14 protein-coding genes and 1 tRNA gene are annotated in these 13,885 nt (G+C 63.9%); 7 read left to right on the forward strand and 8 right to left on the reverse strand.

Annotated features, from left to right (window positions below; all coding sequences use genetic code 11):
* The first annotated feature begins 204 nt into the window (after positions 1-204).
* The gene (locus HCR84_RS00405; RefSeq protein ID WP_166983036.1) at positions 205-1,032 is read left to right on the forward strand and encodes a siderophore-interacting protein; all 828 of its coding nucleotides are present in this window, start codon (positions 205-207) and stop codon (positions 1,030-1,032) included.
* Complete coding sequence (locus HCR84_RS00410) at positions 1,032-1,562, forward strand: flavin reductase family protein (RefSeq protein WP_166983035.1); 531 nt, start codon at positions 1,032-1,034, stop codon at positions 1,560-1,562. The genes HCR84_RS00405 and HCR84_RS00410 overlap by 1 nt, the downstream gene beginning before the upstream one ends.
* Before the next feature lie 49 nt (positions 1,563-1,611).
* Here HCR84_RS00410 and HCR84_RS00415 read toward each other — a convergent pair whose 3' ends face one another.
* Positions 1,612-1,866 carry a cell division protein CrgA gene (locus tag HCR84_RS00415; protein WP_166983034.1) on the reverse strand — a complete coding sequence of 85 codons (255 nt, stop codon included), beginning with the start codon at positions 1,864-1,866 and terminating at the stop codon, positions 1,612-1,614.
* 45 nt (positions 1,867-1,911) lie between these two features.
* On the opposite strand from HCR84_RS00415, the gene HCR84_RS00420 reads away from it, so the two are divergent.
* From HCR84_RS00420 to HCR84_RS00430, 3 genes are read left to right on the forward strand one after another with little or no spacing between them, the layout of a single operon-like run.
* Positions 1,912-2,718 carry a class E sortase gene (locus HCR84_RS00420; RefSeq protein WP_166983033.1) on the forward strand — a complete coding sequence of 269 codons (807 nt, stop codon included), beginning with the start codon at positions 1,912-1,914 and terminating at the stop codon, positions 2,716-2,718.
* Between the two features lie 2 nt (positions 2,719-2,720).
* Positions 2,721-2,879, forward strand: coding sequence for a hypothetical protein (locus HCR84_RS00425; RefSeq protein ID WP_166983032.1), 159 nt, complete (start codon positions 2,721-2,723; stop codon positions 2,877-2,879).
* Positions 2,880-2,888: 9 nt separating this feature from the next.
* Positions 2,889-3,563: an anthranilate synthase component II gene (locus HCR84_RS00430; RefSeq protein ID WP_166983031.1), complete on the forward strand. Its 675-nt coding sequence runs from the start codon at positions 2,889-2,891 to the stop codon at positions 3,561-3,563.
* 95 nt (positions 3,564-3,658) lie between these two features.
* Here HCR84_RS00430 and pknB read toward each other — a convergent pair whose 3' ends face one another.
* The 7 genes from pknB to HCR84_RS00465 all read right to left on the reverse strand — a co-directional run bounded on the left by pknB (position 3,659) and on the right by HCR84_RS00465 (position 12,870).
* On the reverse strand, positions 3,659-5,491 hold the full coding sequence (gene pknB / locus HCR84_RS00435; RefSeq protein ID WP_166983030.1) for a Stk1 family PASTA domain-containing Ser/Thr kinase: 1,833 nt from the start codon (positions 5,489-5,491) through the stop codon (positions 3,659-3,661).
* Positions 5,492-5,612: 121 nt separating this feature from the next.
* Complete coding sequence (locus tag HCR84_RS00440) at positions 5,613-7,433, reverse strand: serine/threonine-protein kinase (protein WP_166983029.1); 1,821 nt, start codon at positions 7,431-7,433, stop codon at positions 5,613-5,615.
* Positions 7,430-8,890 carry a peptidoglycan D,D-transpeptidase FtsI family protein gene (locus HCR84_RS00445; protein WP_166983028.1) on the reverse strand — a complete coding sequence of 487 codons (1,461 nt, stop codon included), beginning with the start codon at positions 8,888-8,890 and terminating at the stop codon, positions 7,430-7,432. Before HCR84_RS00445 ends, HCR84_RS00440 begins: the two co-directional genes overlap by 4 nt.
* The gene (locus HCR84_RS00450; RefSeq protein ID WP_166983027.1) at positions 8,887-10,302 is read right to left on the reverse strand and encodes an FtsW/RodA/SpoVE family cell cycle protein; all 1,416 of its coding nucleotides are present in this window, start codon (positions 10,300-10,302) and stop codon (positions 8,887-8,889) included. The genes HCR84_RS00445 and HCR84_RS00450 overlap by 4 nt, the downstream gene beginning before the upstream one ends.
* Positions 10,299-11,612: a Stp1/IreP family PP2C-type Ser/Thr phosphatase gene (locus HCR84_RS00455; RefSeq protein ID WP_166983026.1), complete on the reverse strand. Its 1,314-nt coding sequence runs from the start codon at positions 11,610-11,612 to the stop codon at positions 10,299-10,301. Before HCR84_RS00455 ends, HCR84_RS00450 begins: the two co-directional genes overlap by 4 nt.
* Positions 11,613-11,614: 2 nt before the next feature.
* Positions 11,615-12,136: an FHA domain-containing protein FhaB/FipA gene (locus tag HCR84_RS00460; protein ID WP_166983025.1), complete on the reverse strand. Its 522-nt coding sequence runs from the start codon at positions 12,134-12,136 to the stop codon at positions 11,615-11,617.
* Positions 12,133-12,870, reverse strand: a complete 738-nt coding sequence (locus HCR84_RS00465) for an FHA domain-containing protein (protein WP_166983024.1) — start codon at positions 12,868-12,870, stop codon at positions 12,133-12,135. The genes HCR84_RS00460 and HCR84_RS00465 overlap by 4 nt, the downstream gene beginning before the upstream one ends.
* Before the next feature lie 175 nt (positions 12,871-13,045).
* Between HCR84_RS00465 and HCR84_RS00470 the strand changes: the two genes are divergently transcribed.
* Together HCR84_RS00470 and HCR84_RS00475 are read left to right on the forward strand one after the other, a co-directional pair.
* Positions 13,046-13,129, forward strand: a tRNA-Leu gene (locus tag HCR84_RS00470).
* A gap of 184 nt (positions 13,130-13,313) precedes the next feature.
* Positions 13,314-13,859, forward strand: a complete 546-nt coding sequence (locus HCR84_RS00475; protein WP_166983023.1) for a pyridoxamine 5'-phosphate oxidase family protein — start codon at positions 13,314-13,316, stop codon at positions 13,857-13,859.
* The last annotated feature ends 26 nt before the right edge of the window (positions 13,860-13,885 follow it).

A 13,885-nucleotide genomic window follows, 5' to 3' on the forward strand; every position in this document is an offset into this window, starting at 1 on the left:
CCAGAGTTATCCACAGCCTTGTCCACAGTGTGGAGAATTACAGACGTGTAACTCGACACCGGTCGGGAAAGTTACTCACAGGAGTTATCAACAGCTGGGGAGAACTACACGGGTGTAATTCGCCGTCGGCTGGTCGCCTCGCTCGTGGCGATCACCGGTTCCGTCGCGCGTAGGCTGGAGGGAGGTCGAAGAGAGGATGCTTGAATGGTGACACGTGAGCGCATACGGCATGAACCCGAGGTTCGGCGCACGACGGTTGAGCGCGTCGATTGGCTGCACGAAACGATGGTCCGCATTACCGTCACGGGCGAGAATCTGAGGGGCTTCAAGGCTCCGGGACCAAACGATCACGTGAAGGTCTTCTTTCCTGACCCCGCCACCGAGAAGCTCACGACGCCGCAGATGACGGCTGACGGCCTCAAGCGCCCGACAGATGGTCTGATCCTCTCGCGGGATCTCACCCCTCTTGTGTTCCGCGAGAACAACTCGGCCGGCGTACCCGAGCTCGACATCGACATCGTCGTTCACGGCGACGACGCTCCCGCAACAGCGTTTGCCGCGCATGCCCACCCCGGCCAGCCGGTGGGCATCGCGGGGCCACGCGGATCAAAACTCGTCCCCGTCGGCATCCGTCGAGCGGTGCTGATCGCTGACGAGACGGCGCTGCCCGCATTCACCCGCTGGCTCCGGATGCTGCCGCCTGACGTCACGGTCACCTCCATCGTTCAGGTGAACACCGAAGAGGCAGATCAGTACCTCACACAGCAGCATCGCGACAGGTCGAACATTGAGCTGCTGTATCGCGAAGATGGCCCGGGGCAGCTGATCGAGGCCGTGCGTTCGCTCGGCTCCATCGGTGATGACACGTACGTGTGGGCTGCGGGCGAGGCAAACGAGCTCGTCGAGGTGCGCCGTCACCTTCGCCGTGACCTCGGCCTTCCTGCCGAGCAAGTGGAGGTCGAGGGCTACTGGAAGCGCGGAATCGTCAACCTCGATCACCACGCCCCACTCGACCCAAGCGACCCTGATTGATGGGCCACGAGATCGTCGACGTCGACGCATCTGCGCCGGGTCGCACGGTGCGAGAGCGATACCGGATGCTCTCGGGCCGTGCCGCGAAGGGTGTCGCCGTCGTGACGGCCGTCGCCGCGCGATACGACCACGCAACGACGGTCACCGACTACCTGTCGGTGTCATACGACCCGCCGACGATGCTCGTGAGCCTCTATGGGCTGTCGCGCACGGTCGAGGCTGTCGAGGAGTCTGGCCGGTGGGCTCTGAGTCTGCTCGCGAGCGATCAGCGCACGATCGCCCAGGAGCTCGGCGAACTCGGAGCGCCGCTGCGGGGCTTGCTTGCGCGAACGCCGCATTGGCGACGTGAGCCAGGAGCGCCCGCCATCATCGAGGGCAGCGTTGCCTGGTTCGAGTGCCGCACGACGGCCGTGCACACGGCGGCGACGCACCAGCTTGTCGTCGGAGAAGTGGTGGCAATGGGGCGCAGTGACGACCACGGTGCACAACCGCTCGTCTACTACCGTTCCGAATTCGGCACGACAACATAGCAAGGGCCCCCGTCGAAACGGAGGCCCTGTGCGAGAAGTCTGTGCGTCGCTATCTCCAGCGTGTGGTCATGAGAAAGCCGATGAAGGCGATGCCGAAGCCGACCAAAATGTTCCACGAGCCGAGAGCGGCAACGGGCAGGAGACCCTGCGAGAGGTAGAACACAATGATCCAGGCGAGCCCGATCAGCATGAACCCGAACATCACCGGCTTGAACCACACCGGGTTCGGTGCGTCGTCACCGCTGCGCTGAGCCTGCTGCTGCTGTGCGCGAGCCGCTGTAGCCTTGTTCTTCGTGCGTGCCATGCCAGCCATTCTATCTATACATGATCGATCAGTAGAATCAGCCCCATGGTACATGGTGACCCGGCGAATGCGGTCGGCGAAGGCCGAGCGAGCAGACGTCGTTCTGCCAGGCAGCGCTCCGCGGGGTCGCGCCCCCGTGTGACGGTGATCGGGGTGCTGGGCGAGCTGCTCATCACCGCTGGCGTGCTCATTCTGCTGTTTCTCTTCTGGCAGCTGTGGCTCAACGACATCATTGTCCGGGCTGAGCAAGACGATGTTGCGCACGATCGAGCACAGAGCTGGCTCTCCGATGCACCAGAGGCTCCCGCCCCGATCGTGACCGACGACGGCACCGAGGTGTATGAGCCGATCATTCCCGAGCCGGCTGCCGACACAGAGATCTTCGCAGTGATGTCTATTCCGCGCTTCGGAGCCGACTATGCCGCCGATGTGGCGGGAGGCGTCACGCGGTCGGGAACGCTTGACCCGATCGGGCTCGGCCATTACCTGAATACGCAGTCACCGGGGGAGCCGGGCAACTTCGCTGTTGCGGGGCACCGCACAACGTATGGCAAGCCCCTCAACCAGATCGCTGAGCTGCGGGTCGGCGACGCGATCGTGCTGCAGACCAAAGACGGCTGGTACACGTATCGGTTTCGCACTCTCGAGTACGTGACGCCGCAGTCGGTTGACGTGCTCAATCCCATTCCGCAGCGTGACGAGGCTGAGGTGACAGACAGCTTCATCACGCTCACGGCGTGCAGCCCGATGTATTCGGCCGCTGAGCGCATCATCGCGTATGGCACGTTCGAGTCGTTCACTCCAGCGGCGGTCGGCCCGCCGGCATCCCTCACCGAAAGTCTGGAGGACTGACCGTGTATGCAGCACTGTGGCGTGCTCTGCCTGGCCCTGTTGTCGTCAAGCTCATCATTCTGCTTGCGCTCATCGCGGCTGTGCTCTACCTGCTCTTCGCCTTCGTCTTTCCGTGGGTGCAGACGCTCATTCCCGTGCCCGACGCCACGCTCAACGAATAGAATTGCCGCATGACTCGTGTTCTCGTCGTCGACAATTACGACAGCTTCGTCTATACCCTCGACGGCTACCTGCAGCAGATCGGTGCGGAGACCGAGGTCGTGCGCAATGATGCTTTCGGCGAGGCGGATGCCGCGGCGTACGCCTCGACGTTCGATGCCGTGCTGCTGTCGCCTGGCCCGGGAAAGCCGGCGGATGCTGGAGTCTCGATCTCTCTCGTGCATGCGGCCATTGCCTCGGGGCAGCCGCTGCTGGGGGTCTGCCTTGGCCATCAGGCGATCGCCGAGGCGTTCGGAGGCGTCGTGACGAACGCTGTGGAGCTGATGCACGGAAAGACGTCGCAGGTGACGCATGATGAGAGCCCGTTCTATGCGGGGGTTCCGCAGCCGTTCACGGCGACGCGCTACCACTCGCTGGCCGTTGTCGACGGCACGGTGCCCGACGATCTCGTTGTCAACAGTCGCACGGACGGCGGCGTCATCATGGGTCTGCATCACCGCCGTCGGCCTGTCTTCGGAGTGCAGTTCCACCCGGAAAGCGTCCTGACGGAGGGCGGCTATCGTATGCTCGGAAACTGGCTCGAGACGGCGGGGCTTCAGAATGCCGCTCATATTGCGTCGGAGCTTCATCCGCTGATGGCGACGGATGCTGCGCCTGCGGTGGCTCAGCCGACGCCGTCAGCCTGACGCACCCTCGCCTCGGCGAACGACGTGCATAGCTGCGGACATGGTGCAGCGGTGTGCTCAGGCACTATGTCCGCAACGATGCACGTTCCGCGGCGTCAGCCGTCCTCGCGAATGGCGACGCCCTGCGTGTTCGGTGCGCTCTGGCCGCCTTCGTTGCCCTTGCCCTTGCCGTTGTTGCCGTTGTCGCCACCGCCGCCATCGCCGCCGCCGTCGTCAGCCGCGCCCGTGCAGTAGGTCAGCTCGATCGTCGAGTGCTGCGGAACCTCGCCGGGGCCAATCGATTGGGAGGTGACGGGGCTGCCGCCCGCGGCCACGCAGGAGTCATCGCCAACCTCAATCACAGTGAGTGCGTATTTCTCACCCTCAAGCTCCTGCCGTGCGGTTTCGAGAGCCTTCCCTGTCATATCAGGAACCGTCACCATGCCGTCTGAGATCACGATGTCGATCGTGCTGCCCTCTGCGACTTCTTCGCCGACGCCAGGCGACGTCGACAAGACGGTGTCTGCCGGGACAGACGGCGAGTTCTCAGAGCTGATCGAGCCCACCTCAAGCCCGGCATCCTCGATCGCGGCTTCAGCTTCGTCGAGCGGCATGTTCGCGACGTCGGGGATCGCGTTGAGATCGGCTCCGGTGGAAATGTACACCTTCACCTGCGTGTTGGGGGCCACTCGAGTGCCGGCCTCGGGGTCGAGAGAGATCACCTCCCCCGCGGGAACATCGGTGCTGGCTTCCTCGTACTTGGTCGGAAGCAGGTCGAGATCGGTGAGCGTCTTCTCCGCGCTGTCCCACGTTGTTCCGGCAAGGCTGGGAATCGTGCGCGATGCCGAGGGCACCTGCGCGGCCTGAGGCAGCGTCATCACCCACCAGAGCACGGCAAGCATGATCACGGCGACAACGGTCACGCCAGCCCAGATCCAGACGACAGGTGGGCGACGCTGCGTGCGCGTCACTGTATCGTCGTTCGTGAGCTGCCGAAGCGCCTGCTCTGTGTCGTTCACCGGCGGAGGTGCGGCGCCGAAGAGCTCGGTCGCCACGTCGTCAACGTGCCCCATCGCCACGGTGTCGAGCGGAAGGTGTCCGTCGGCCGCCATGCTGAGTGCTTCGCTGAAGTCGTTCGCCGTCTGGTACCGCTGGTAGCGGTCTTTGGCGAGCCCGGTGAGCACCACCTTGTCGATGGCGGGAGTCACTGCGCTGTTCAGCGTCGACGGCTTGACCGGGGTTTCGCTCACGTGCTGGTAGGCGACAGAAACGGCAGTGTCACCGACGAAGGGGGCTCGCCCCGTGAGCATCTCAAAGAGCACGACGGATGCTGAGTAGATGTCGGTGCGAGCGTCGACGGTCTCGCCCTTCGCCTGCTCAGGCGAGAAGTATGAGGCGGTGCCGAGAATCTGCGTCGTCTGCGCAACGGTCGACGACGTGTCGCTGACCGCGCGAGCGATACCGAAGTCCATCACCTTGACGGTGCCTTCGGGGGTGATCATGATGTTGCCCGGCTTGATGTCGCGGTGCACGACGCCGGCACGGTGCGAGTACTCGATTGCGGTGAGAATGTCTTGTGTAATGCTCAGTGCCTCGTCCACGTCGAGTGGACCCCGCGCAATCAGGTCTTTGAGCTGGTGCCCCTGCACGTATTCCATGACGATGAAGGGCTCTCGCTCCACCTCGCCGTTGTCGCGCCGCACCGACTCTTCGCCTGCGTCGAAGACGCGAACGATGCCCGAGTGAGACATGCGCGATGCAGATTGTGCTTCTTGGCGAAAGCGGGTGCGGAATGCGGGGTCGCGGGCGAGCTCAGACTTGAGAATCTTGACGGCGACGTTGCGGCCCAGCTTGGTGTCGCGCCCTTTATAGACGACAGCCATGCCTCCTCGTCCGATGACGGAACCGATGCGGTACCGCCCAGCGAGGATCCGCTCTTCGTCAACCACCCCATGAACTCCGAATCGTCGGACATCGCCCCGGTCGGGGCCTTTAACGCGTATAGCCTATCGGGCGGATGCTGGACAGTCGCCGGAATTGCGACTCATTGCCGTGCATTGCGCCGAGCCGCTAGCCGCGAGCACCTACTTCTTCGCGTGCAGGCACCGACGAGGCACCGGGTTCGTCGCCAGCCGAGCCCTCGGTTCCCTCGCCGGAATTGCCACCGCCGGTGTCGCCGCCGCCCTGGTCTTCCCAGGTGATCGAGGTCACCGTGTTCGGTGACGGCTGCGATTCGGCCTCGCCGCACAGCACGCTCCACGACACCGTCAGCTGGCTTGCGTTCTCGTCGATGGTGACGGTTACTGCCTGGTTTCCGCCTGGCTTGATGTCGCTGCTCTGCACCGTTCCGCCGCTTACCTGAATGCGGTAGCCGGTGACGCTCGTTCCGGCCGGGCAGCTCGTGTATGTGTTCCATGTTGCGGTCACTGTGTTGTTCTCGGCGCTGGCCATGAACTCGCAGCCGGAGCCCGTGCAGTTGTTGACGGACGGTGCTTCTGTCGGAGCATCCGGGGAGGCAAGCCCGCCGTACACCGTGAGCGTGATGGTGTCGCCCGGGTTGACCTTGCCGTATGGGTTGACGTCGGTCACCTTGTCGACCTGGTCGCTCGAGGTCGCCGCGTCGCCGGTCTGCTTCTCTGGGTTGAGGCCGAGCGCACTGAGCTTGTCTGCAGCTGCCTGGTAGGTCAGGCCGACGTAGTCGCTCTTGTCGATCGTGACCCGGGTGTTCTCTGGCGTCGGCTCGCTTGTTTCCTCTGTCGGTGTCGACGACGTCGTCGTCGGAGGCGCGGTGGTCGCGTCGGCATCCGTGTCGCTGTTCATGTTGACGAGCGCAAAGATCGTGCCGGCCAGCACGAGCACAAGCACGGCGATCAGAACGATGAGCGGCCACGTCCAGGGGCTGCGTTTCTTCTTCTCGCCCTCTTCGCCCTCACCGGCGACGGGCAGCGATGCTGTTCCCGTGTCTTCGTGTTCGCTGATCAGCTGAGTGGAGTCAGCGTCAGACCCGGCGATGATGCTCGTTCCACCGGTTCCCTCGCCGACGGCGGGTACGGCGGCGGTTGCGGCGGCGACATCGCCGCGACGCAGCGCGTTCGCGGCACGCACGACGTGGGCCGTCGTCGCCGGTCGGTCGTCTGGGTTCTTCGCGATCATCGAGAACACGAGGTTGCGCACGGGCTCTGCCACCGTGGCGGGCAGCTCTGGCGGCGCCTCGTTGATCTGCGCCATCGCGATCGCCACCTGCGATTCGCCGGTGAACGGGCGCTTGCCCGCGAGAGCCTCGTAGGCGACGATGCCGAGCGAGTAGATGTCGGTTGAGGGGGATGCCGGGTGCCCAGACGCCTGCTCGGGCGAGAGGTACTGCACGGTGCCCATCACCTGGCCGGTCGCTGTGAGCGGCACCTGGTCGGCGATTCGGGCAATGCCGAAGTCGGTGATCTTCACGCGGCGGTCGGGCGTGATCAACAGGTTTCCCGGCTTGATGTCGCGGTGAACGAGCCCCGCCGTGTGGGCTGCCTGCAGGGCGGCGGCCGTCTGGGCGACGATGTCGAGCGTCGCATCTGTCGACAGCACATGCTCGCGTTCGAGCGTTGACGAAAGGGCCTCGCCTGGCACGAGTTCCATGACGAGGAACGCCGAACCGTTTTCTTCGCCGTAGTCGAAGACATTGGCGATACCTTCGTGGTTGACGAGGGCAGCGTGCCTGGCCTCGGCGCGGAACCGCTCGAGGAAGCCGGGGTCGCCCATGTACTCGTCTTTGAGAATCTTGATGGCGACCGTGCGTCCGATGACGTTGTCTGTCGCTTTCCAGACTTCGCCCATACCTCCGATGGCGATGCGAGACTCCAACTCGTATCGCCCGCCGAAGGTCACCCCTGCCATGGGTCTCATTCGTTCAGCACCGCCTCAATAACCTTTTTGGCGACCGGCGCGGCAATCTGATTACCGCTGCCGGACTGGCCTTTTCCGCCACCATCTTCAATTACGACTGCTACTGCAACCTGGGGGTTGTCCGCGGGGGCGAAGCCGGTGAACCACAGGGAGTATGGCTCGTCGGGCCCGTTTTCGGCCGTGCCCGTCTTTCCCGCCACACTGACTCCGTCTATTGTGGCATTACTCGCGGCCCCGCTTCGGACGCTGAGCTGCATGGCGCCAGACACGTCCGCCGCCACATCCGGTGTCGTCGCTTCGTTGTACACCGACGGGGTGAAGCTCTGCAGCACTTCGAGATTGCGCCCCGTCACACGGTCAACGAGTGTTGGCTGCATGACGGTTCCCTCGTTTGCTATGCCAGACGAGACCATCGCCATCTGCAATGGCGTCGACCTCACGTCACCCTGACCGAACGCGCTCAGCGCCGTCTGTGCGTCGTCGAGGCCCACCTGGGGGTAGTTGCTGGTGCCACACTGCAATGGAATCGTGATGTTCTCATCATTGAACCCAAAGGCTTCGGCCGTATCGAGAATTGCCTCATCACCCAGTTTCACGCCGAGCTCGGCCATGGGAATGTTGCAGCTGAGGCGAATCGCGTCGGCGATCGTCACCTCATCCCCTGGCCCGCAGGTACCGCGGGTGGCGTTGTAGATTTTCGACGACGTTCCGGGCGGCGTGTACGACGCGGGATTCGGAAGCTTTGAATCGGGTGTGTAATCGCCTGACGCAAATGCCGCTGCGGCGACGACGACCTTGAACGTTGACCCAGGTGGGTTCTGGTCGCCGCTGATCGCACGGTTGTACAGCGGCTTGCTCGGCTCGTCGAGCAGACTGTTGTAGCGCTCGAGCACCGTCGCGCTGTTGTGTTCGGCGAGCGCATTCGGGTCGTACGTCGGGGTCGTGACCATGGCGAGAATGCGCCCGGTCTTCGGCTCCATGGCGACGAGCCCGCCCGTGTAGCCCTTCATGGCGTTCCACGCGGCCTCCTGCACCGCAGGGTTGATCGTCACTTCAACCGCTGCGCCCTTGGGGTCTTGGCCGGCGATGATCTGATTGAGGGTGTCGAGGAACTGCGAGTTCGAGGTGCCCGAGAGGTACTGATTCATTGAATGCTCAAGGCCGGAAGACCCTTGCGTCGGGTTGAAGTAGCCCGTGACCGCGGCATACATCTCGCCCTGCGGGTACTCGCGCTGGTACACGAACTGGTCGCCCGTCGGCTTCGACGAGGCGAGAACCGTGTCTCCGGCGAGAATCGCGCCGCGCTCTGTCTGATAACTGTCGTACAGCGTGCGCGTATTGCGCGAATCGGCGGCCAGAGAGTCTGCCTGGATGCCTTGAATGATCGTCGTCGAGACGAAGAGGGTGAGAAACATCGCCACCATCACGATGCTGACGCGCCTGAACTCTCTGTTCACGAGCTCACCTCCGCGGGTTTGCGCCTGACGCTGTCGCTGACGCGAAGCAGAATCGCGACGATCATCCAGTTGGCGACGAGCGACGAGCCACCTGCGGCGAGGAACGGCGCGGTCAGACCGGTGAGGGGAATAACGCGTGTGACGCCGCCGACCATGATGAACACCTGCAGGGCAATGGTGAACGAGAGGCCGAGCGCCAGCAGCTTGCTGAAGTCGTCTTGGCCGACGAAACCGATGCGAAAGCCTCGCGAGACGAGCACGAGGTAGAGCACCAGAATGGCGAACATGCCGGCGAGACCGAGCTCTTCGCCGAGGCTCGCGATGATGTAGTCGCTTTCAGCGAGGGGCGTGAGATGCGGGCGGCCCTGGCCGAGTCCCGTTCCGATGAGGCCGCCGTGCGCAAGCCCGAAGATGCCCTGCACAAGCTGATAGCTGTTGCCGCCGTCGCCACCGTTGTACACGCTGTCGCTGAACGCGTTGATCCAGTTGTTGAAGCGGTTCTGCACATAGGTGAGCGACTGGCTTGCGACAAACGCGCCCGCTCCGAACAGTGCTCCTCCGATGAGCACCCAGCTGAGGCGGGCCGTGGCGACGTAGAGCATCACCGTGAACATGCCGAAGTAGAGCAGCGCCGTTCCGAGGTCGCGCTCGAAGATGATGATGAGCATCGCGAACACCCACACCACGAGAATGGGGGCGAGGTCGCGCAGGCGGGGGAACCGCACACCGAGCACCTTCTTGCCCACCATCGACAGGCTGTCTCGTGTGCGCACGAGGTACCCGGCGAAGAAGATGGCGAGGGCGATCTTGGCAATCTCGCCCGGTTGGAACGACAGCAGGTCGCCGATGCCGATCCACACCTTCGCACCGCCGACGCTGCGGCCGAGCCCAGGTACGAGCGGCAGAAGCAGCAGCACGAACGCGCCGAGTCCGAAGATGTAGGTGTAGCGGAACAGCACTCGGTGGTTCTTGAGTATGAGGATCACGGCGATTGCGGCGATGATCGCGATCGCGCTCCACGCAATCTGACGAGTGGATGCCGCGGCCCAGCCGACGTTGCCCTCGGCGATGTCGATGCGGTAGATCTCGGCGATTCCGAGCCCGTTGAGCACCGTGGCGATGGGAAGCAGAAGCGGGTCGGATTGCGCGGCGACGTAGCGCAGGCAGATGTGCAGCCCGAACACGAGCACAGAGAGCGCTGCGCCGAAGTAGATCAGCGAGTAGTCGAGTTCGCCGAGCGCACCCAACTGCACGAGCATGATGGCGCTGGTGTTCACAAGGCAGGCGAACACAAGAAGCATCAATTCGCGGTTGCGCAGCTTCTGCGGCACATGGAGTTTGCGCATGATGCGGATCACCGCGGTGTCGGTGGTGGCACCGCCGACGGCGCCTGCGCTCTTCACGTCGGTCATCCGTCCCCCTCCGCCGTCGCGGTGGGGGTGGGCGTCGGCGTCTCGCTCGGCGTGCCCGTGTCGGCATCCTGCTCGTCTTCGTGATTGACCCGAAGGCGCGACACGATATCTCGGGCATCCTCGAGGCTCGCCGCGCTGATCGTGCGCTCGACCTCTTGCCGGTCGTAGAACGACAGCCCGTCGAGCAGAATTCCGGTGTCGTTGTACTCGTGCGACAGCGAAAGCGGGCCGACATTCTGCTGGATGCCCTGGAAGATCACGACGCTGTCGCCGTCTGCGCCGACGTAGTAGCGCGTCTGCGTCCACGAATACGCGGCGAGAAGGCTCAGCGCGAGAGCCAGAACCAGCACGAAGATGCCGAGGGTCCAGGTGAGGCGCCTGCGGCGCACGCGCCGGGCATCCTCTTCGATCAGCTCTTCAAGGTAGTCGTCTGACGCCGGTTCAAAGTGCGAGGGGTCGAGGGGCGCAACGCGGCCGGTGTGCAGCCGGAGTGCGGGAATGAGGCCCGTGCGCCGCGATGGCCTCACCTCGAAGGCAAGGGGGCGGGATGCCGAGCCGACGACGACGGGCCCGTCTGTGGTGCTCTTCGCCCCAACGTCGAGCACGACGACGGTGACGTTGTCTGGTGCGCCGTTGTCGAGTGTCTTCTTGACGAGTCGGTCGGCAGTCTTCTGCGCGTTTTGCCCCGCAGCGGCGATGCGCAGGGTGTCCCGGTCGTCAACGTAGTCGCTCAATCCGTCTGAGCAGATGATCCAGCGGTCGCCGTCGTGCACCGTCATCGACAGCGTGTCGACCTCGGGCGACGTGTCGACGTCGCCGAGAACGCGCATGAGCACGGAGCGCCGCGGATGAACACGCGCCTCTGCCTGGGTGATGCGCCCGGAGTCCACGAGCTTCTGCACGAACGTGTGGTCTGTGGTGATCTGCGTCAGCTCGCCGTCGCGGTACAAGTAGATGCGGGAGTCACCGATGTGCGCGATCGCCACCTCGTCGCCCACAACCATGAGGGCGTCGACTGTTGTGCCCATTCCGGTGAGCTCCGGGTGCTCGAACACCGTCTCACTGAGCTGGTCGTTCGCCGCCATGATGGCGTCTTGCATCGCGAACTGCGCGTCTTCGACCGTGGCATACGGGGCATCCGCCTCAATGATGCGGTTGGCGGCGATTGCCGATGCGACGTCACCGCCCGCGTGGCCGCCCATGCCATCGGCGATCATAAACAGGTACTCGCCGGCGTACCCGGAGTCCTGGTTGTTCGAGCGGATCTTGCCGACGTCGGTCGCCGCCGCCGCGTTTGCCGAAAGGGGCATGGTCAGCCTCGCAGCTCAAACGTCGTCTGGCCGACCTTGATGGGGGCGCCGAGCTTGATCTGGGTCGGCGCGCCAACGCGCTTGCCTGCGAGGTAGGTTCCGTTCGTCGAGTCGAGGTCTTGCAGCATCCAATCGTCGTTCCACAGCAGCAGTCGGGCGTGGTGTGTCGAGGTGTAGTCGTCGCGCAGCACAAGGGTGGAGTCGGCAGCGCGACCGATGGTGATGGGGCCTTTGCCCAGGGGAATCTCGCTGCCCTGCTTGGTTCCCGAGGTGATCACGATGCGCGTTGCATTGTGCACAGTCGCTGTGCCGCTGCGTGCCGAGCTGGGCGCGGCTGCCGGGGTCGACATCGGTTTCGCCTGTGGGGGAGCGGATGCCCCTTTGGCAGCCGGCTGCTTGGCTGCGTCGACCTTGCGGCCCTGCCCGAACAGGTCTGAGCGCAGGGCATAGACCACCCCGAGCACGAAGAACCAGAGGAGAATGAGGAAGCCGAAGCGCAAGACGAGAAGGGTGAGCTCACTCACGAGTTAGGCCCCCAGAATCCGCCCATGTCGGTGCGTCGCGTGGCGACATCCGCCCCCGATGCGGGCTGGCGCGATTGCGCGAGCACGCGGAAGGTGATGCGGGTGCGACCGATTTGAATCACTGAGTCGGGCGCCAGTGCTGCCTGGGAGATCTTGGCGCCGTTGAGCGTCGACCCGTTTGTCGAGCCGAGGTCGCGCACCTGTGCGCGCTCGCCGTCCCAGAGAATCTCCACGTGTTTGCGGCTGGTCCCCGTGTCGTTCACCGTGATGTCTGCGTCGCTGCCGCGGCCGATGACGGTGCGGGACTGCCTGAGGGGGTGGCGTTTGCCGTCGATGTCGACGACGGGCTGCCAGGTGACATCGCCCTTCACGTTCTCGGAGTCCACCTGGAGCATCCCATCGCTGAGATTGGGGTCGGCGGTGAGAGCGATGTCGATTCCTCCGGCGAACTGGTAGCCCTGCTGCTTTGCGTGCTTTTGCACGACGCTCGTGAGCTCGTCGATGAGGGTGGGCCCGATGCGGTCCATGCGCTCATGATCGTCGACAGACAGAGATACGGAAAATCGGTTGGGAACGAGAATGCGGTCGCGTGTGACGACGGCTGCCGTTGTGTCGAGTTCGCGTTTGAGCGCACTGGAGATCTCTACGGGCTGCACGCCCGCGCGGAAGGTCTTGGCGAACGCGCCGTTGACGGCACGCTCCAGTCCCTTCTCAAAGTTATCGAGAATCCCCACAGCTCTCCCGTTTCGTTCAGTGGCTACGCACATGCTAGTAGGAAGCGCTGGGAGAGGCATCCTGTGAGGTGGTCTCTAAGGCAATGCGATGCCGTCTCCCGGAAGCTTCCCGGAATAGGAAGCATGCGTCTTTTCATGCTAATCTCGCTGAGTTGACACAGTGTTGTCAGCACTCGCGCGAGTGGCGGAATTGGTAGACGCGCTGGCTTCAGGTGCCAGTGTTCGCAAGAACGTGGGGGTTCAAGTCCCCCCTCGCGCACAGTAGGACGATTTCGCTAAGTCGTTGCATCCGGCTCCTCAAGCGGGCGCAGGGAGGGGCGGGTTTATCAATACCCCACAGTGGGATGGAACCGCCTTATTGGCTGTTCAGTGGTGAACGCCGCGATGCACTCGGCACTGCACGCAGCTGCGGTGGTCACCCACTGCTCCACTACTCTTGCAGCATGGGCAAAATCTTCGATTCGATCGATGACACCATGAAGGCTTGGATTGAGACTCAGCCGTTGTGGTTCGTCGCGACGGCGCCGCTCAGCACGGAAGGTCACGTCAATGTGTCGCCGCGCGGACACGATTCGCTCTCTGTGCTCAACGAGCATCGTGTCGCATGGGTCGATTTCACGGGCAGCGGCGTTGAGACTATCGCCCACCTGCGTGAGAACGGGCGGGTCTGCTTGATGTTCGCCTCGTTCGAACGTCGGCCGAGAATCGTGCGCCTGCATGGCCGCGGAACTGTCGCGTTGCCCGGTGACGCGGAATTCGATGAGGTTGTCGCCCTTCACCCAGAGCACCCGAGCACCCGGGCGGTCATCACCGTTGACGTCACGCGGGTCAGTGACTCGTGCGGCTGGGGTGTGCCTGTCATGGAGATGACGGGGGAGCGGGATCTGCTGCGGCTTCACGCAGAGAAGAAGGGAGCCGACGGCATGGCGGCATATCGTGTCGAGAAGAACTCGCTGAGCGTCGACGGGCTTCCCGGATTCCCTGCCTGAACCCTGGCCGTCATCGCAGCGTCACC

Origin of the sequence: Paramicrobacterium fandaimingii (assembly GCF_011751745.2) — a bacterium.
GTDB classification, from domain to species: Bacteria; Actinomycetota; Actinomycetes; order Actinomycetales; family Microbacteriaceae; genus Paramicrobacterium; species Paramicrobacterium fandaimingii.

Excerpts from the sequence above, each read along its gene's own strand:
- HCR84_RS00440 (WP_166983029.1), bottom strand. The coding sequence starts at position 7,433 with ATGAGACCCATGGCAGGGGTGACCTTCGGCGGGCGATACGAGTTGGAG.
- HCR84_RS00410 (WP_166983035.1), top strand. The coding sequence starts at position 1,032 with ATGGGCCACGAGATCGTCGACGTCGACGCATCTGCGCCGGGTCGCACG.
- HCR84_RS00415 (WP_166983034.1), bottom strand. The coding sequence starts at position 1,866 with ATGGCACGCACGAAGAACAAGGCTACAGCGGCTCGCGCACAGCAGCAG.
- HCR84_RS00450 (WP_166983027.1), bottom strand. The coding sequence starts at position 10,302 with ATGACCGACGTGAAGAGCGCAGGCGCCGTCGGCGGTGCCACCACCGAC.
- HCR84_RS00475 (WP_166983023.1), top strand. The coding sequence starts at position 13,314 with ATGGGCAAAATCTTCGATTCGATCGATGACACCATGAAGGCTTGGATT.
- HCR84_RS00405 (WP_166983036.1), top strand. The coding sequence starts at position 205 with ATGGTGACACGTGAGCGCATACGGCATGAACCCGAGGTTCGGCGCACG.
- HCR84_RS00455 (WP_166983026.1), bottom strand. The coding sequence starts at position 11,612 with ATGCCCCTTTCGGCAAACGCGGCGGCGGCGACCGACGTCGGCAAGATC.
- HCR84_RS00420 (WP_166983033.1), top strand. The coding sequence starts at position 1,912 with ATGGTACATGGTGACCCGGCGAATGCGGTCGGCGAAGGCCGAGCGAGC.
- HCR84_RS00430 (WP_166983031.1), top strand. The coding sequence starts at position 2,889 with ATGACTCGTGTTCTCGTCGTCGACAATTACGACAGCTTCGTCTATACC.